The sequence below is a fragment of the Kumtagia sp. genome (assembly GCF_059502445.1).
Genome location: NZ_JCACER010000044.1, coordinates 23116 through 40899 on the forward strand (window position 1 = coordinate 23116; position 17784 = coordinate 40899).

The 17784-nt window shown below is 66.8% G+C and carries 16 protein-coding genes; 12 read left to right on the forward strand and 4 right to left on the reverse strand.

Going from position 1 to position 17784, the window contains the following annotated elements; all coding sequences use genetic code 11:
• Positions 1 to 74 precede the first annotated feature (74 nt).
• Together AC5JDC_RS15145 and AC5JDC_RS15150 are read right to left on the reverse strand one after the other, a co-directional pair.
• Complete coding sequence (locus tag AC5JDC_RS15145; RefSeq protein WP_495842340.1) at positions 75 to 1169, reverse strand: BMP family ABC transporter substrate-binding protein; 1095 nt, start codon at positions 1167 to 1169, stop codon at positions 75 to 77.
• A 53-nt stretch (positions 1170 to 1222) separates the two neighbouring features.
• A complete protein-coding gene (locus AC5JDC_RS15150) occupies positions 1223 to 1999 on the reverse strand; it encodes a GntR family transcriptional regulator (RefSeq protein ID WP_495842342.1) in 777 nt (258 codons plus the stop codon).
• Positions 2000 to 2239: 240 nt separating this feature from the next.
• Between AC5JDC_RS15150 and AC5JDC_RS15155 the strand changes: the two genes are divergently transcribed.
• The 11 genes from AC5JDC_RS15155 to AC5JDC_RS15205 all read left to right on the forward strand — a co-directional run bounded on the left by AC5JDC_RS15155 (position 2240) and on the right by AC5JDC_RS15205 (position 15623).
• Entirely contained in the window at positions 2240 to 3106 is an 867-nt protein-coding gene (locus AC5JDC_RS15155; protein ID WP_495842344.1) for an aromatic ring-hydroxylating dioxygenase subunit alpha, read from the forward strand.
• Between the two features lie 31 nt (positions 3107 to 3137).
• On the forward strand, positions 3138 to 4043 hold the full coding sequence (locus AC5JDC_RS15160) for an aromatic ring-hydroxylating dioxygenase subunit alpha (protein ID WP_495842346.1): 906 nt from the start codon (positions 3138 to 3140) through the stop codon (positions 4041 to 4043).
• Between the two features lie 213 nt (positions 4044 to 4256).
• Positions 4257 to 6023 (forward strand): Rieske 2Fe-2S domain-containing protein, encoded by a 1767-nt coding sequence (locus AC5JDC_RS15165; RefSeq protein WP_495842347.1) that lies wholly within the window; start codon positions 4257 to 4259, stop codon positions 6021 to 6023.
• A 230-nt stretch (positions 6024 to 6253) separates the two neighbouring features.
• Positions 6254 to 6901 carry a glutathione S-transferase family protein gene (locus AC5JDC_RS15170; RefSeq protein WP_495842348.1) on the forward strand — a complete coding sequence of 216 codons (648 nt, stop codon included), beginning with the start codon at positions 6254 to 6256 and terminating at the stop codon, positions 6899 to 6901.
• A gap of 237 nt (positions 6902 to 7138) precedes the next feature.
• Entirely contained in the window at positions 7139 to 7975 is an 837-nt protein-coding gene (gene fghA, locus AC5JDC_RS15175; RefSeq protein ID WP_495842350.1) for an S-formylglutathione hydrolase, read from the forward strand.
• 255 nt (positions 7976 to 8230) lie between these two features.
• The gene (locus AC5JDC_RS15180) at positions 8231 to 8746 is read left to right on the forward strand and encodes an RNA polymerase sigma factor (protein WP_495842352.1); all 516 of its coding nucleotides are present in this window, start codon (positions 8231 to 8233) and stop codon (positions 8744 to 8746) included.
• Positions 8747 to 8878: 132 nt separating this feature from the next.
• Positions 8879 to 9877, forward strand: coding sequence for a FecR family protein (locus tag AC5JDC_RS15185; protein WP_495842354.1), 999 nt, complete (start codon positions 8879 to 8881; stop codon positions 9875 to 9877).
• Positions 9878 to 10086: 209 nt separating this feature from the next.
• Positions 10087 to 12612 (forward strand): TonB-dependent receptor, encoded by a 2526-nt coding sequence (locus tag AC5JDC_RS15190; RefSeq protein ID WP_495842356.1) that lies wholly within the window; start codon positions 10087 to 10089, stop codon positions 12610 to 12612.
• A 378-nt stretch (positions 12613 to 12990) separates the two neighbouring features.
• Positions 12991 to 13590 (forward strand): biliverdin-producing heme oxygenase, encoded by a 600-nt coding sequence (locus AC5JDC_RS15195; RefSeq protein WP_495842358.1) that lies wholly within the window; start codon positions 12991 to 12993, stop codon positions 13588 to 13590.
• A 154-nt stretch (positions 13591 to 13744) separates the two neighbouring features.
• Positions 13745 to 14659 carry a polyphosphate kinase 2 family protein gene (locus tag AC5JDC_RS15200; RefSeq protein WP_495842360.1) on the forward strand — a complete coding sequence of 305 codons (915 nt, stop codon included), beginning with the start codon at positions 13745 to 13747 and terminating at the stop codon, positions 14657 to 14659.
• A 157-nt stretch (positions 14660 to 14816) separates the two neighbouring features.
• Positions 14817 to 15623, forward strand: coding sequence for a glycosyl transferase (locus AC5JDC_RS15205; protein ID WP_495842362.1), 807 nt, complete (start codon positions 14817 to 14819; stop codon positions 15621 to 15623).
• 64 nt (positions 15624 to 15687) lie between these two features.
• Here the strand turns inward: AC5JDC_RS15205 and AC5JDC_RS15210 are convergent, their stop codons facing one another.
• Positions 15688 to 16680 (reverse strand): adenosine kinase, encoded by a 993-nt coding sequence (locus AC5JDC_RS15210; protein WP_495842364.1) that lies wholly within the window; start codon positions 16678 to 16680, stop codon positions 15688 to 15690.
• A gap of 145 nt (positions 16681 to 16825) precedes the next feature.
• On the opposite strand from AC5JDC_RS15210, the gene AC5JDC_RS15215 reads away from it, so the two are divergent.
• Positions 16826 to 17575 carry a sulfate transporter family protein gene (locus AC5JDC_RS15215; protein WP_495842366.1) on the forward strand — a complete coding sequence of 250 codons (750 nt, stop codon included), beginning with the start codon at positions 16826 to 16828 and terminating at the stop codon, positions 17573 to 17575.
• A 34-nt stretch (positions 17576 to 17609) separates the two neighbouring features.
• Here AC5JDC_RS15215 and AC5JDC_RS15220 read toward each other — a convergent pair whose 3' ends face one another.
• Entirely contained in the window at positions 17610 to 17741 is a 132-nt protein-coding gene (locus tag AC5JDC_RS15220; RefSeq protein ID WP_280954222.1) for a hypothetical protein, read from the reverse strand.
• Positions 17742 to 17784 lie beyond the last annotated feature (43 nt).

Below are 17784 nucleotides of genomic sequence, written 5' to 3' on the forward strand. Positions count from 1 at the left end.
CGCACTGCCTTGACCGACCCCCTCTGGCCGCTGCGCGGCCATCTCCCCCTCGAGGGGGGAGAGGGCGCAGGCGCTCACCCCAGCTTGCCGATCATGCCCTGGACGAACCAGTTCATGCCGCGGATGTCGGTGTCCGACAGCACCGAGCCGGCAGCCGCCTTGACGGTGCCGTCCTGATCCTTCAGCTCGCCCGCATAGGGATGGATCTTGCCGGCGCCGATATCCGCCTCGAGCTGCTTCAGCCTGGCCACCACGTCGGCGGGGATCGCCTCGTTGTAGGGTGCCATCTTGACCACGCCGGCGGCCAGCCCGTCCCAATGCACCTCCGGCTTCCACTCGCCGGCGGCCACCGCCCTGGCGGCGCGCAGATAGTCGCTCGCCCAGTCGAGGGTGAAGGCGGTGAGCTGCTTGCCGGAGCCGAACTTGGCCATGTCGCTGGCATAGCCGATGGACCAGGCGCCGCCCTCGCCGGCCACCTGCACGCCGGTGGCGGTGTCGGTCATCGAGCAGATGACGTCGCAGCCTTGCGACAGCAGCGTGTTGGCGGCCTCCTTCTCCTTGCCCGGATCGAACCAGGAATTGAGGAAGAGGGCGTTGCAGGTGATCTCCGGCTTGACGCTCTGGGCGCCGAGCAGCAGCGCGTTGGCCGGGCCGACGATGTCGGGGATCGGGAAGCCGCCGATGAAGCCGATCTTGCCGGATTTGCTCATGTGGCCGGCGGCCGCGCCGGCGACGAAGGTCCCTTCGTAATACTTGGCCTCGAAGGTGCCGAGGTTGGCGAGGTGGACGATGCCCGAGCAATGCTCGAAGGCGACCTTCGGGAAGCGCGGCGCCACCTTCTGCATCGGCGTGCCGTGCGAGAAGCTGGTGCCGAAGATGAGCTGGTTGCCGGAGGTGGCAAGCTCGCGAAACACGCGTTCGGCGTCCTGCGGCATGAAGATGTTGTCGAGCACGGTGATGGCGACCTTGTCGCCGAACTCCGCCTTGATGGCGTCGACGCCGAGGCTGTGCTGCTTGGTCCAGCCGATCTCGGCGATCGGCGAGACATAGACGACGCCGATCTTGAGCGGCTCCTGGGCGCTGGCGCTGCCGGCGAGCCCGCCGGTGGCGAGTGCGGCGCCGGCCGCTCCGGAATAGTGCAAAAACTGTCTTCTGGTTACGTTGGACATGGTGATAACCCTCTGTTGGTCATGCTGTCGGTGCCCGGCTTCGGCCGCCGGGTCTATCTGGACGCGTGGACGTGGCGATGCATCCCCGGTTCGTCCTTTTCTCCCGTCTTTATTTGCGTTTGCGATACGGATTTCGGTGCTTCGCCGGCCTTGCCGTCGAGATAGGGTTCCAGCGCGTCGCGCGGCGTGAGCTCCGGAAAGACCTGCCGGTCCATGATGTAGCCGCGCACCACGCTGCGGTGATGCGCGTCGATCAGATCCATCGCCGGCTTCAGCCGTCCCTTCTCGAGCAGATCGACGATGCGTGAATGGTCGTCGAGCAGATTGCAGTAATCGAAATCGGCGGTGATGAGCGAGCGCAGCAATGTGGTGCGGCGCACCAACTGCGCGTGGATCTCCTGCATCACCTTGTTGCGGCTGAGACGCACGAAGACGGTGTGGAATTCCTGGCCGAGCACGTCGGCCAGCGCGTCGTTGCCGGCGGCCACGGCCTGGCGCTGGCGCTCGACATGCTGGCGCAGCTCCGCCCAGCCGGCCGGGCCCAGCCGTTCGCTGAGCTGCGCGGCGACGCCCTGCTCGACCAGCGTCAGCGCGTCGTAGATCTCCATCGCCTCCTGCATGCTGGGGCGGGCGACGAAGGCGCCGCGATTGCGCTCGATCTGCGCCAGCCCGTCGTCGGCGAGGCGGATCAGCGCCTGGCGCACGACGATGCGGCTGACGCGGAATATTTCGGACAATTCCCGTTCGCCCAGCTTGCAACCGGGCACCAGCCGGTGATCAATGATCGCCCGGGTCAGGATGTCGGCAATCGCCTGCGAGCGGCTGCTCATGAACGGTTCCCCTCGCCGGACCGTCATCCGCCCGGCGGCATTGCCTCGGCCCCGCTGCGGCGTGAATGCCTTTGCTATCCGGAGCCTCGATCCAGCTTATGGGTATTCAATCAATCCAAGCTGTCAATCAAAAATCTTACTTTGACAGACAGAATCTCATTGATTGGTATCCAATTCTGTGGTTCCAATGAGACCATAACAGAGCTAGGTTCATGGGGAAGTGCTAGCCAGGAGGGTGCGATGAGCAACACCGCCCTTTGCAGCGACGACGTTCTTCTAAACGACTGGCATGTGGTGGCGGACCTGGCCAATCTGTCGGCCGAGGTGCCGTTCCGCACTCGCCTGCTGGGGATCGACCTCACCATCCAAGCGGGCCGTCGCCATGGCCGCGATGTCGTGCGCGACGACAGCGGGGAAGCCGTCGCGTCGGAAATCCGCTACGGCTTCCTGTGGGCCTGCCTGGGGACGCCGGATCGCTCGATCGTCGGCGTGCCGGAAGCGGGGGAGACCGACCGCCATCTCGTCACCGGCGGCTCGATCGCCGTAAAGGTGTCGGGCCTGCGGGCGGTCGAGAATTTTCTGGACATGGGCCACTTCCCGTTCGTGCATACGGGCTGGCTGGGCGACGAGCCGCACACCGAGGTGGCGCCCTACAAGGTCGAGGTCACGGAAGCGGACGAATTGCTGGCGACCGAATGCCGGTTCTACCAGCCGGTGGCCTCGCCGACCGCCAGCGAGGGCTTTGTCGTCGATTACGTCTACAAGGTGATCCGCCCGTACACGGTGGCGCTCTACAAGAGCAATCCGGTGCAGAAGGACCGCCTCGACGTCATCACGCTGTTCGTTCAGCCGGTCGACGAGGAGAACTGCGTCGCCCATCCCTTCCTCTGCTACCTGAAGGACGGCATCGACGCGGCGACCGTGCGCAGCTTCATGCAGCTCATCTTCGCCCAGGACAAGCCGATCCTGGAGAACCAGATGCCGAAGCGGCTGCCGCTCGACCCGCGCGCCGAGACGCCGATCCGCGCCGACGCGGTCTCGGTCTTCTACCGGCGCTGGCTGCGCGACCATGCGGTGTCCTATGGTGCCATACCGGCGCGAACCTGACGGATAAGGACAGCTTCATGGAACGAGGACGATGACCCAGCCAAAATGCCAGGATCCGGTGATCCTCAACCTGTGGCACCCGCTCGCCGCGGTGTCGGAGACGCCGGCGGGCGTCGTGGCCGAGACCGTGCTGCTGGAGGAGCGCATCGGCTATGCCGTGGACGGCGCAGGCATCGGGGCCGCCTGGCGGTCGCGCCGGGATCTGCCGGCGGGCAGCAGCATCGATGTCGCCGCCGTCGCTGACACGCTGCCCGCAAAGATCGCCTACGGCTATATCTGGACCTCGCTGGGAAACCCGCCGGACGACCTGTTCCCGATCCCCGAATATGCCGAAGCCGACCGGCGCCGGCTCAACGCGGCGACCATGGGCGTCAACGTCTCGGCGCCGCGCGCCATCGAGAACTTCCTGGACATGGGCCACTTCCCCTATGTCCATACCGACATCCTCGGCGCCGAGCCGCATACCGAGGTGAAGGAATACGACGTCGAGATCTCGGTCGACCGCGACGAGATCCTCGCCACCCGCTGCCGCTTCTTCCAGCCGATGGCCTCGACCGTTTCCACCGGCGGGGCGGATGTCGACTACATCTACCGCGTGCCGCACCCCTATTGCTCGGTGCTCTACAAATCGAGCCCGGCCGACGAGGCGCGCCTCGACGTCATCGCCATCTTCCTGCAGCCGGTCGACCAGGAGCATGTGCGCGCGCACATGATGCTGTGCGTGCTCGACGACGAGAACGAGGACAAGGTGATCAAGCGCTTCCAGCAGACCATCTTCGGCCAGGACAAGCCGATCCTGGAGAACCAGTTCCCGAAGCGGCTGCCGCTCGACCCGCGCGCCGAGACGCCGATCCGCGCCGACAAGTCGGCGATCGCCTACCGCCGCTGGCTGAGCCAGAAGGGCGTGACCTACGGCGTCATCCCGGCCGCCAGCTGACAGCAGCGCAGATATGGGAATCTCAGAAGCCTTGTCCTGCTTCGCACCCCCACCCCTCACGGGCGAGGGGGACTTTTCTGCCGCCACGCCACGCGAAACCGTTGGCGATTGTCGCCTGGCGGATACGCTAGCCGCTCCGCCTCCCCCTTGTGGGAAGGGGTACGGGGTGGGGGTAATTTCATATGCGATCGCCCTGCCCGAGAAAGAGTAGCCATGCTCGACACCGCCAAGACCAGATGGCATCCCATCGCCGCGTCCTCCGACCTGCCGTTCCGCCATGTCTTCCATGCCCAACTGCTCGGCCGGGAATTCGCCGTGTGGCGGGCCGACGACGGCTATGTCAACGCCTGGGAGAACCGCTGCCTGCACCGCGGCGTGCGGCTGTCGATCGGCATCAATGACGGCCGCGAGCTGAAGTGCCAGTATCACGGCTGGCGCTATTCCAACCGCACCGCCGGCTGCACCTACATCCCCGCGCATCCCGCCGACGCGCCGGCCCGCACCATCACCAACCGCACCTACCCGGCGGTCGAGCGCTACGGCCTGGTGTGGTCGGCCGAGGAGCCGGTGGACGAGGTGCCCGCCGTCTCCGGCCTCGCCGAGGGCGACCTGCTGGTGCTGCGCGGCATCCCGCTCAACGCGCCCGCCGATCTCGTCGCCGACAGGCTGAAAGCCTATCGCTTCCAGCCGAGCGGCCGCCTCGACGGCACGGAGGCCGATGTAACGGTCGAGGCCGCGGGCGCCTTCTCCGCCGCCCTGCGTTCGCGCGACGGCGGTGCCGCGACGCTCGCCGTGTTCTTCGTGCAGCCGGTCGATTCCGGCCGCTCGGTCATCCGCGGCGTGCTCGATTCCAGGCTGGAGGGGGCCGAGCGCCTCGCGGTGCTGCGCCATCACAACGAGCTTCTGTCAAAACTGCGCGATACGCTGGAGCGCGATGCCGCGCAAATGCCGGCGCCGGCGCCGATCGAGCCGGTGATAGAGCGCGTGTCGCCGGAGCTGGCCGAGATGCCGGAAGCGACGCCGCATGGCCGCAAGGCGGCCATCCGGGTGCAGGTAGCGCGGAAATGGGCGGCGGCCGACGGTATCGCCGGCTTCGAGCTCAGGCCGATCAAGGGTCTGCTGCCGACCTTCCAGCCCGGCGCCCATATCGACGTGCACATGCCGAACGGGCTGATCCGCCAGTATTCGATCGTCAACGGGCCGGGCGAGAGCGACAGTTTTGGGATCGGCGTCAAGCTGGAGCGGGATTCGGCCGGCGGCTCGTCCTGCATGCACGAGACGGTGCGCGAGGGCGACGTGCTGGCGATCTCGGAGCCGCGCAACAATTTCCCGCTGCGCCGCGATGCAGTGAAGACCATCTTCGTCGCCGGCGGCATCGGCATCACGCCGCTGATCGCCATGGCGCAGGCGCTGAAGAACCAGGATCTCGCCTTCGACCTGCATTATTTCGCGCAAAACCGGGCGCAGCTCGCCTTTCCCGAGCGCACGGGCACGCTCGGCGAGGCGCTGAAGCCGCATCTCGGGCTGTCACCGGAGCAGACCGAGGCGAAGCTGCGCGAGATTCTCAGCGGCTACAGGCCTGATACGCATCTCTATCTCTGCGGCCCTGGGCCGATGCTGGAGGCGGCGCGAACGATCGCCGCCGAGCTCGGCTGGCCGGAGACGGCCGTGCATTTCGAGTATTTCAAGAACACGAAGGTCATCGACGACAGCTCGAGCTTCGAGGTGGCGCTGGCGCGCTCCTGCATGACGCTGACGGTGCCGGCCGGCAGGACCATCCTCGACGTGGTGCGCGAGGCGGGCGTCGACATGCCGTCGTCGTGCGAGCAGGGCGCCTGCGGCACCTGCCTGGCGACGGTGATCGAGGGCGAGCCGGACCACCAGGACGTTTATCTCAACGATGCCGAGAAGCGGTCGGGCACCAAGATCATGACCTGCGTGTCGCGTGCCAGGTCTGCGCGGCTGGTGCTGGATCTTTAGGAGGTTCGCATGCGCATCACGGCCTGTGCTGCATTGCCGGATACCCCTACCCCTAACCCCTCCCCACAAGGCGGAGGGGGACATTGCGGCCGCTATGCCGAGCGAAACCGCCACCGACTGGCGTCTAGCAGAGGCGCAGCAAGTTTCCCCTCCCCCTTGTGGGGAGGGGTTAGGGGTGGGGGTATCTCGCCCGCGCAGACCTCCGCAACCGAAGCCGGAGACACCCGCGCATGATCACGCTCTACGACTACGAACTCTCCGGCAACTGCTACAAGCTGCGGCTGCTGATGAGCATGCTCGGCATCGAGTGGAAGACCGTGCCGGTCGATTTCTATCCCGGCCGCGAGCACAAGTCGGACTGGTTTTTGAAGCTCAACCCGCTCGGGCAGCTGCCGGTGATCGACGACGACGGTTTTGTGCTGCGCGACGCGCAGGCGATCTTGGTCTACCTCGCCTCGAAATACGACCCCGCCGGCACCTGGTATCCGCGCGAGGAACCAAAGCTGCTCGGCGAGATCGGCCAGTGGCTGGCTTTCGCCGACGGCATCACCGGCACGGCCTCGGCCGCGCGCCTGCATGACGGCCTGTTCTACGACTTCGACGTCGAGGCGGCGCGGGCCGGCGCGCACCGCCTGTTCCGAATCCTCGACGAGCATCTGTGGTTCGGCGAGCAGGAGGGGCGCGGCTGGATCTGCGCGGCCGCCCACCCGACCATCGCCGACATCGCCTGCTTCCCATACATCATGCTGTCGGAGGAAGGCGGCATCCCCCGCCAGGATTATCCCGCCATCCGCCGCTGGTGCGACCGGCTCAAGCGCATCAAGGGTTTTGTCGTGATGTCCGGCGTTTTCCCGGCGGGGCCCGCGCGGGCGGCTTGATCGAAGGGCCTTTGCCCTCGCATATGGAATTACCCCCACCCCTAACCCCTCCCCTCAAGGGGGAGGGGAAACTTGCGACGGTTCCGCTAGCCTTCGCATGGCGTGGCGGCCGCAAAGTCCCTCCCCTTGAGGGGTAGGGTGGGGGTGACGGACCAAAGTGCCAGAGACTACAGCGGTTGCGCTCGTCCGGCATGGCCGCTATGCCGGCCGGAAAACTCGACAGGAAGGGCAGGTCCGATGAAGGTCGTTTCCGTTTCCAAGGCGCATGACGGCATCCAGGGCGTCTATACGCATGCGTCCGACGCCTGCGCCTGCGACATGACCTTCGCCGTGTTCGCGCCGCCGCAGGCCAAGGACGGCCGCGTGCCGGTGCTGTGGTATCTCTCCGGCCTCACCTGCACCCATGCCAACGTCATGGACAAGGGCGAGTACCGGCGCATGGCGGCCGAGCTCGGCCTGATGATCGTCTGCCCGGACACCAGCCCGCGCGGCGAAGGCGTGCCGGACGAGAAGGACAACTGGCAGTTCGGTTGCGGCGCCGGCTTCTATCTCGACGCCACGCAGCAGCCTTTCGCCAGGAACTACCGCATGTACAGCTACCTGACCGAGGAACTGCCGAGGCTGGTCGCCGAGAATTTCCCGGCGGATATGGCGCGCCAGTCGATCTTCGGCCATTCGATGGGCGGGCATGGCGCGCTGACCATCGCGCTCAGGGATCCCGAGCGGTTCAAAAGCTGCTCGGCGTTCGCGCCGATCGCGCAGCCGATGACGGCCGGCTGGTCGCGTCCGGCGCTGGAAAAATATCTCGGCCCGGACGAGGCGGCGTGGCGCGCCTATGACGCGACGGCGCTGATCGAGGACGGCCGGCGGTTTCCGGAATTCCTGGTCGACCAGGGCACGGCCGATGGTTTCCTGCAGGACGGGCTGAGGCCGTGGCTGCTGGAGGATGCGTGCGGGAAGGCCGGCATCGCGCTGACGCTGCGCATGCAGGACGGCTACGACCATTCCTACAACTTCATCTCCACCTTCATGGACGACCACCTCAGGTGGCACGCGGCACGGCTGGCCGCCTGATACGCAGCGGGCCGGTAGGAGGCGAGGGGATGCTCCAGGCCGGGGTGGCGCCAGGCCTCGCATGTAAGAAACGCAATTCATTTATTACGGCAAGCGCGGGCGGCGTCCTGTACGCCGGCAGTCGACGGCGCCGGATCGGCCGATCCGGATTCTTGGCTGTTGCGCGGTATTTCCGATCGGGTTATGCACAGCCTCAGGTTGCCCCCGCTCGACGTCCGCAGGCGCGCGAGTCAAATCGCCAGACAGCGCCGGACGATGCCCGCAACCTTGACCTCGATCTTCCTGCTGCACCGCCGGTCGCTGATCTGGAGCGTGCTGCGCATCGTGCGCGATCCGCATATCGCCGAGGACGTGGCGCAGGAGGCCTATCTGCGGACGCGCAAGGCGATCGAGCGCCAGCCGATCGAGCACGTCGAGGCGTTCCTGCACCAGACCGCGCGCAATTTGGCGCTCGACCACCAGCGCCGCAAAAGGACGCGCGGCGAGGTCGAGGCGGACGGTTTTGGCGAGCGCGAGATTGACGACATACCCGCCGATCTGCCGTCGCAGGAAGACACCGTCATCGAGCGCCAGCGGCTCCAACTGTTCCAGGAGGCGCTCGCCGGCCTGCCCGAGCGGGCCCGCACCGTGATCGTGCTGAGCCGCATCGAGGAGTGGCCGAACCGCAAGATCGCCGCGTTTCTCGGCGTGTCGGAACGGACAGTGTTCAACGACCTGAAGCTGGCGATGGCGCATTGCCGGGCCGCGCTCGCCCGGCCCGACCGGTCCTGAGCGACGGGCAGCCGCGGCGCCGGCACATCGCCGAACCACGGCAGCAGGCAACATCGTTCGCCATGATCCCATTTTGCCGGATTTCGGTGCGTGGAACGTCTCAGCTATAAGACCCCGGACGAGTGGCAGCGGATGGCTGGCGTGGCAGACGACGAACGAGCGGACCAGCAGCAGCCGGCACATGACGATCGCGTCGTCGACGAGGCGCTGGACTGGTTCGCGCGGCTGCGCAACGCCGCGCCGGATCGGGAGACGCAGGCCGATTTCGACGCCTGGCTCGCCCGCAGCCCGCGACATGCCGAGGAATTCCGCGCCATCGAAGCGATCTGGGGTTCGGCGGCGTTCGGCAAGGCGGTCGCCGGCCTCGGGACACCCACGCGGCCGACGCGGACAGTGGCGGCGCCCCGCCGCCGACCGCGCTGGACCGGCGGGCTGACGGCCGCCGCCGTCCTGCTTGTCGCGCTGGGTCTGTGGCAATATCCGGCGATCATGCTGCGCTGGCAGGCGGATTACCTGACCGCGGTCGGCCAGCAGTTCACGGTCACGCTGCCTGACGGCTCGACCATGATGCTGGACACGACCTCGGCGGCAGCGATCGATTTCGAGGACGGACGCCGCAACGTGCGGCTTCTGGATGGCCAGGCCTTCTTCGACGTGCAAAGCGATCCCGCCCGGCCGTTCCGCGTCACCGGGCGCTTCGGCGCTGTCGAAGTCACGGGCACCGCCTTCTCGGTCCGCTCCGATGCCGGGCAGGATCGCGCCGTGCTCGAACGCGGCCGGGTCGAGGTCAGCCGCCTGTCGGGCGGCACCGAGCGCGTCGCGCTCGAACCGGGACAGATGGCGGTGGCGACGGCCGCGGCACTGTCGACGGCCATGCCGGTGGATGCCACCGAGGCGCTGGCCTGGCGCGAGGGCCGCGTCATCTTCGACGACCAGCCGCTGGCGCGGGTGCTGGACGAGCTGCGGCGTTATCACGGCGGGCCGGTCATCGTCGCCAACGCGGAACTGGGCCGCGTGCACGTCACCGGCAACTACCGCCTCGACGATATCGAAGGCGCCATCCGCACGCTGGCCGACGCCGCCGGGGCGTCGATGACCCGCCTTCCCGGCGGCATCATAATCCTTCGTTAAAAACTCAACTATTTTTTCCGACTCCGCCCTGCCGGAACGTCCTGTGTGGGAGGGGCGCGTTGCGGCACCGTGCCGGCGGCCCCTTGGTACGGGACAAGCGGGGCTTATCGGACATGGCAAGACGGGTCGGGGTGGCGTGCGTTCGGGTCGGCGCGTGCAGGACGGGCAATCGACATCGGCGCGTCCTGTCGGCGCTGCTGGCATCCAGCGTGCTGGGCTGGACGGCCGTCGCGGCTATCCCTGCCGCCCGCGCCCAGCAGGCTGCGCCTACTACCAGCCGGACCGTCGACTTTTCGATCCCGGCGCAGCCCCTGCCATCGGCCATCAATGCCTTCATCCGAGCCACGGGCTGGCAGATCAGCTATTCGTCGGCGCTGGCGCGCGGCAAGACATCGAGCGCCGTCTCGGGCACGATGAGCCCGGCCGAGGCGTTGCGGCGGCTGGTCGCCGGCACGGGCGTGCAGGTGCGGATCGGCGCACCGGGATCGGCCGCGCTGGTGGAGGCCGGCGGGCCGGCGCTTCCCACTCCGGCAAGCGACGGATCGCTGGTGCTGGACCCCATCACCATCGCCGGGGGCAGCGGCAACGCGGCGGATGTTCCTTTCGAGACGCCCGGTTCCTCCAGCCATATCAGCGCCGAGCAGCTGGAGCGCGTGCCGCCCACCTCGCTCGGCGACGTCTTCCGCTCGGCGCCGGGCGTGATCGCCTCCGGAAACCGGGTCGGCGCGTCGGTCGACCTGAACATACGCGGCCTGCAGGGGCAGAACCGCGTCAACGTCATGGTGGACGGCACCCGCCAGACCGCCCACACCTATCGCGGCTATCGCGGCAGCCGCAACGAGGTCTATGTCGATCCCGACTTCCTGGGCGGCATCGACATCTCGAAAGGGCCTTCCGGCGGGGCGGGCGGCGTCGGCGCCATGGGCGGCGTCGTCAACATGCGGGTGATCGACGCGCACGACATCGTCAAGGACGGGCAGACCTACGGCTTCCGGGTGAAGGGCGGCCTCGGCTCCAACACCGAAAGCCCACAGTCCGCGGGCACAACCGCCATCCGCGACGGCGGGCCCGAATTCTTCAACGGCGACAGCTGGTACGGCAGCGCCGTCGCGGCGACGATCACCGACGACTACGAGTTCGTGGCGGGCGTGTCGCGGCGCAAGGCGGGCAACTACTTCACCGGCAAGAACGGCAAGTCGACCTTCCTGGACGACCGGGTGGCCTACGCGACGCCGGTCGAGAAGCCGCTGTCGCCCTTCGCTCCCGGCGAGGAGGTCTTCAACACCTCGCAGGACATGACCTCGGCGCTGGCCAAGGGCAAGGTCACGTGGGGCGACGGCCATTCGCTCGGCCTGAGCTACATCTACTACGGCAACACCTATGGCGAGATGGACGAGACGCTGCTGTCGTTCGCGATGCCCGGCGGTTTCTTCATCCCGGCCGAACAGCACGAACTCAGCAAGACGACCACCCACACGCTGAAGACCAGCTACGCCTACGATCCCGAGGAAAACGACCTCATCGACTTCACCTCGAACCTGTGGATGTCCGACATCCGCAGCAAGAGCACGGTCATGCGCACGGCCGAGCCCGGCAGGGAGATCGAGGCGCATGTCACCACCTATGGCGGCGACCTCGCCAATATTTCGATCGCCGAGACTCCGCTCGGCCTGCTGACCACCCAGAACGGCGGCGAGTTCGTGTTCGAGCAGGCGCGCGAGAACGCCGGCTTCGTAACCTATCCGTGGGCCCCAGACGATCCGGACTATCTTGGCCGCAACCCAACCGGCGACAGGACGCTCGCCAGCCTATTCAACCGGTCGAGCCTCGAATTCACCGACTGGCTGACGGTATCGGCGGCGCTGCGCTACGACCATTACTGGAGCGAAGGCAAAGGCCCGGCCACGGACCGCTATCCGCCCCTGGACGAGGGCCGGCTGCTTCCGTCCGCCAGCGTCACGCTGACGCCCTTCGACGGCATCCAGGTCTACGGCAGCTACACGGAAGGATGGCGGCCGCCGAGCCTGCGCGAAACCGCGGCGAGCCAGACGCAGTACCTCGTTCCCAATCCCGACCTGAAGCCGGAACTGTCGCGCAACTGGGAGATCGGGGTGAACGTGCTGCGCGACGACGTCCTGCTCGACGGCGACAAGCTGCGGGTGAAGGCGGGCTGGTTCCACAACACCTATGATGAATACATCATCCGGACACGCGGCGATCTGTACTATACCTGGGCCAATATCGACGAGGCGCGCTTCACCGGCTTCGAGGCCTCGGTCCAGTACGACACCGGGACCTTCTTCCTTGAAGGCGCCTTCACCAAATACACCGACGTAACCATGTGCGACGAACCGGTCTTGTACCGGCCGGAACGCTGCACGCTGAATGTGGGCGGCTCCGACTACGGCCTGATGAACATCCCGCCCGAATATTCGGGCAGCGTCACCGCCGGCATGCGCCTGTTCGACCAGCGGCTGACGCTCGGCGGGCGCGCCTATTTCTTCAGCGAACGCTACGGCGGCTACAAGCAGATCGGCGGCGCCGTCAACGTCGCGTCGGTCTACCATGCCGCCACGATCTTCGATGCCTTCGGCAGCTACAAGTTCAACGACACCGCCACGCTTGACTTCAGCGTCGAGAACATCGGCGACCGCTACTACATCGATCCGCTGTCGACCGGCGTGGTGCCATCGCCGGGGCGCACGATCCGCATGGGCTTCACGACGCAGTTCTAGAGCGGAATCCGGTCAAGATGGACCGGAATTCCACTCTATCTGTTTGTTTTGTCGCATGATCTTTGTCCAAAAAGTCTGCAACTTTTCGGGATCATGCTCTAGAGCCGGAACGGCCGAATCGTACGGGATGATGCGATCCGTTGAGCCTGGTGCAGCAGCCCGGCCCGGGCCGCGGTTTCTACGCCTCGCTGGCGCAAGCTTTTGCCGGCCGGTTCGCTTCCCGCTTGCCTTTCCACGAAAACTTGTGTGGAAAGGTCATCTATTTTGCCGGATCGGCATGGCCGAAACGTCATAGACAGGAGTGCGCCCTCCCGCAGGGCGTTTCCGTTTCGCAATACCGAACCGCGGGGCAGCGCGCTCCGGCGCTGGAGTCCAGACATGACGACGATCGACATCGAAAAGCCCCTCGACCTTGCCCGTGCCAAGCGGCTGAAGGCGGCGACGCACGACACGCATGAGCGGCTGGACAAGTCGATCATGGCGGGCGAGCCCTTCGGCAGCCGCGAGCGCTACGGCCTGTTCGTGAAGGTGCAGCATCAGTTCCACCGCGACATCGACGCGCTCTACGTCAATCCGGTTTTCGACCGGCTGCTTCCCGACCTCGCCGGACGGCGCCGGCTCGGGCTGATCGAGCAGGATCTGGCCGATCTCGGCATCGCGGCGCCGGCCGCCGGCACGGTACCGGCTTTCGGTGCGGACGCCGACATTCCGGCGGCGCTCGGCTGGCTCTACGTGGCGGAGGGGTCGAACCTCGGCGCCGCCTTCCTGCTCAAGGCGGCCGAGAAGCTGGGGCTTTCGGAGACATTCGGGGCCAGGCATCTGGCCGGCGCGCCGGAGGGGCGGGGGCTGCATTGGCGGACCTTCACGGCGGCACTCGACGCGCTCGAACTCGACGAAGTGCAGGAGGCGGCCGTGATCGGTGGCGCGGAAGCCGCCTTCCGGCGCGTACACGGTCTCGTCGCCGAAATGTTCGGATGATCGGAACCAGGCGCCGGTGGCCCGGCGCGCGCTGCCGTCGCAAGACCGGGCGCCGCCAAGCGGTCGGAGACCGGCAACGACGATTGTGCAAGCGGGATTGGCGCGGCAGCAATCCTCCGGCACACTGCGGAAGCCTATGATTTGGGGGGACCGCATGCTGCCAGACGAAATCATCAAGACCTTCCGCATCAAGAAGGGCAAGAAATTCCAGTTCGCCGACATCGAGCCCGGCGATACCTGCGGGCTGGACATGGAGAAGGACGAGGCCAAGGATCTTCTCGCCACCGGAGTGAAGCGGCTGCGCGACCTGCAGGAGCGGCTCTATGCCGAAGGCCGCTGGTCGGTGCTGATCGTGCTGCAGGCGATGGATGCCGCCGGCAAGGACGGCGCCATCGAGCACGTCATGTCGGGGATCAACCCGCAGGGCTGCGACGTGACCTCCTTCAAGGTGCCGGGACCGGTGGAGCTGCGCCACGATTTCCTCTGGCGCACGGTGGCCAAGCTGCCCGAGCGCGGTCGGATCGGCATCTTCAACCGCTCCTACTACGAGGAAGTCCTCGTCGTGCGCGTGCATCCCGACATCCTGGCCGGTCAGAACCTGCCGCCGGAACTGGTCACAGACGATATCTGGAAGGAGCGTTTCGAGGACATCAACACCTTCGAGAAGCATCTGGAGCGCAGCGGCACGATCGTCATCAAATTCTTCCTGCACGTCTCGAAGGACGAGCAGAAGCGGCGCTTCCTGGAGCGGGCGGACGACCCCGAAAAGCACTGGAAGTTCTCGGCCAAGGACGTGGACGAGCGCGGCTACTGGGACGACTACATGGCGGCCTATGAGGACATGATCCGCCACACGGCCACCAAGAGCGCGCCGTGGCATGTCGTGCCGGCCGACAACAAATGGTTCACCCGGCTGGTCATCGCCGCAACGCTCGTCGAGCGCCTGGAGCGGCTCGATCCGCAGTTTCCCAAGGTCGGCGAGGAAGACCTGCGGGACATGGAAGCGGCGCGCGCGAAACTGCTTTCCGAGGATGCCGCCGCACCGAAGAAGGCGAAGCCGGCGAGATAGTCAGGCGCCACGACCGGCAGGGGCGGTCCGTCCTTCCCCGGCCTTGCGCGGATTCCGCTTGACGCGCAAATCGGGATGGACTTTGTGGCGGCGGCCTTGAAGGGCGACGGAAAACGGCGGACGCCGTGTGCCGGATGAGCGGAGCGCCCGGACGGCGATGAAGAAACAGATCATCTGCATCAACTGGGGGACCAAATACGGTCCGCCCTACATAAACCGCCTGTACGCGATGGTGGCGCGCAACATCACGCCGCCCTTCACCTTCACCTGCTTCACCGACAGCAGCGAGGGCGTTCGCCCCGAGGTCCGCTGCGAGCCGCTGCCGCCGCTCGATGCACCTCTGCCGGCGAAATCGCCGGGGATCTGGAACAAGGCGCGGCTGTGGAGCGCCGAACTGGCCGACCTGACGGGTCCGGTGCTGTTTCTCGATCTCGACCTGCTCGTCACCGGATCGCTCGACGGCTTCTTCGAGCATGGCGAGGAGGACGACGTTATCCTCGCCGTCAATCCCGTGCGCCCGCTCGAGCGGCTGGGCCAGACCTCCATCTACCGGTTTCCCGTCGGCAAGCTGCTGCCGCTCAAGCAGGCCTTCGAAGCCGACCCGGAAGGCATCGCCGGGCGCTTCCGCTACGAGCAGCGCTTCGTGACGCGCACCGCGCCGGGCGGCATCAAGTTCTGGCCGCGCCGCTGGGTGCTGCTGTTCCGGCACGACCTGATTCCCGTATTTCCGATCAACTTCTTCAGGCCGCCGCGCCTGCCGAAGGACGCCCGGGTCGTGCTGTTCGCCGGCCATCTCAATCCGCCGGAGGCGATCGAGGGACGCTGGAAGTCGGGGCGGGCGACCAAGACGCCGCTGCAGCACTTCGCCGCGCTCTTCACCGGCAAGCGCCGCGGGGGCATCCGCCAGCATCTCAGCCACTACTATCTGCCGGCTGACTGGGTCGCCGAGCACTGGCGGGAGTGAGCGGCAGGCTCCGACACATCTGCCGCAACAGCGGCGGCAGCTGCCGCCGCTGTTGGCGTTGTGATCAGAGCAGGCCGGCGTTGATCGCCTCCTCGCGCAAATTCTGGCGCGGGCGCGGCCCGATCTGCTGGATGACCAGGCCGGCCGCCAGCGAGCCGAGATCGCCGCAGTCCTGCAGGCTGCGGCCCTTGGTGTAGCCGTAGAGGAAGCCCGCCGCGTAGAGGTCGCCGGCGCCGGTCGTGTCGACGATCTCGCCGACGGCGGTCGGCTTGACCGTCACCGTCTCGTCGCCGCGCACGATCACCGAGCCCTTTTCGGAGCGGGTCACCGCCGCGATCCGGCAATCCTTGCGGATCATGTCGAGCGCCGTCTCAAAGGAGCTCGTCTGGTAGAGCGACTTGATCTCGTGGCTGTTGGCGAAGACGATGTCGACCATCCCCGACCGCATCAGGTCGAGGAACTCGTCGCGGTAGCGGTCGACGCAGAAGGAATCGGACAGGGTCATGGAAACCTGCCGGCCGGCTTCGTGCGCGAGACGGGCCGTGAGCCGGATCGCATCCTTGGCGCGCGGCGGGTCCCACAGATAGCCTTCGAAATAGGTGACCAGCGCGCCCTGCGCCTTTTCCGGCTCGACGTCCTCGGGACCGAGCTCGACGCAGGCGCCGAGATAGGTGTTCATCGAGCGTTCGCCGTCGGGGGTGACGAAGATCATCGAGCGCGCCGTCGGCGGCGGCCCCTTCAGCGGCTGGGTGTCGAAGGCGACGCCGTGGGCGCGGATGTCGTGGTAGTAGATGTCGCCGAGCGTATCCTCGGCGACCTTGCCGAAGAAGGCGGCGCGCCCGCCGAAGCTGGCTATGCCAGCCGCCGTGTTGCCGGCGCTGCCGCCGGAGGCCTCGATCGCCGGCCCCATGCGCTCGTAGAGCAGGTTGGCGCGATCCGCGTCGATGAGGTTCATCGCCGCCTTGATGATGCCGTTCTCCACCAGGAACGCCTCGTCGGCCTGGGCGATGATGTCGACGATCGCGTTGCCGATGCACAGCACATCGAATTGGCTCATGAACAAACTCCGATGGACAAATCCCCGTCTTCTTGCACGTCCGACACGAAATGGTCCAGAGACCATGTGGCGCCGCACAAAAATCTTGCCGGGCCGCCCGATAGTCCCCATGTGCTTGGCGAACCGCAACCGGAGGGAGCCCGGCATGATCCTCGACGCCGCGCGCGCCGCGGCCGGCCATCTGTTCAGCCGGCCTTTCCGCGGCGTCTTCTTCAAGACGCTCGGGCTGACCCTGCTCGCCCTGGTGGCGGCGTGGTTCGGGCTGAAGGAAGCCGTCGAATGGCTCGCCTTGCCCTGGCTCGAGGCGCTGCTGCCCGGGCTGCCGGGATGGGCCGGCTGGCTCGGCCTGTTGGCCGCGATCGCCGCCGGGCTCGGCCTCGCCTTCGTCCTGGCGCTGCTGATCGCGCCGGTGACGGCGATCGTCGCCGGCCTCTTCCTGGATGACGTCGCCGAATTGGTCGAGCGATCCGACTACCCGGCCGACCCGCCTGGCCGGGCGCTGCCGGTGCTGGCCAGCCTGGTGCTGTCGCTGAAGTTCTTCGGCATCGTCGTGCTCGGCAACCTGCTCGCGCTGGCGCTGCTGCTCGTGCCCGGCGTCAACATCGGCGCCTTCTTCGTCGTCAACGGCTATCTGATCGGCCGCGAGTTCTTCGAATTCGCGGCGATGCGCTTCCGGCCGGAAGCCGAGGCCAAGGATCTGCGGCGGCGCAATGCCGGCACGGTCTTCCTGGCCGGACTGGTCATCGCCGGCTTCATGGCCGTGCCGCTGCTCAACCTTCTGTCGCCGCTGTTCGCCTGCGCCATGATGGTGCATCTCCACAAGGCGGTGGCCGCCCGGGACAATGCCGCCACGACCGGCGGAGCCGCACGACGGCAGACCGGCGCCGCGCCCTGATGTCGCGGCACCGATCCGCCGGCGACGCGCAAGGCTATTTCTTCTTTTCCTTGAGCTTCAAGGCCGGCACTGGCGGCGCCTGTATCGCGCCGGCGGTCCCTGCCTTCTTGGCATCCTTCTTCGGCTTTCGGGTTTCCTTGCCCGGTCGCATCTGACCTTTTGCCATGACCGATCCTCTTGTTGAGACTGCCGGAGTGAATCAGGAGTCC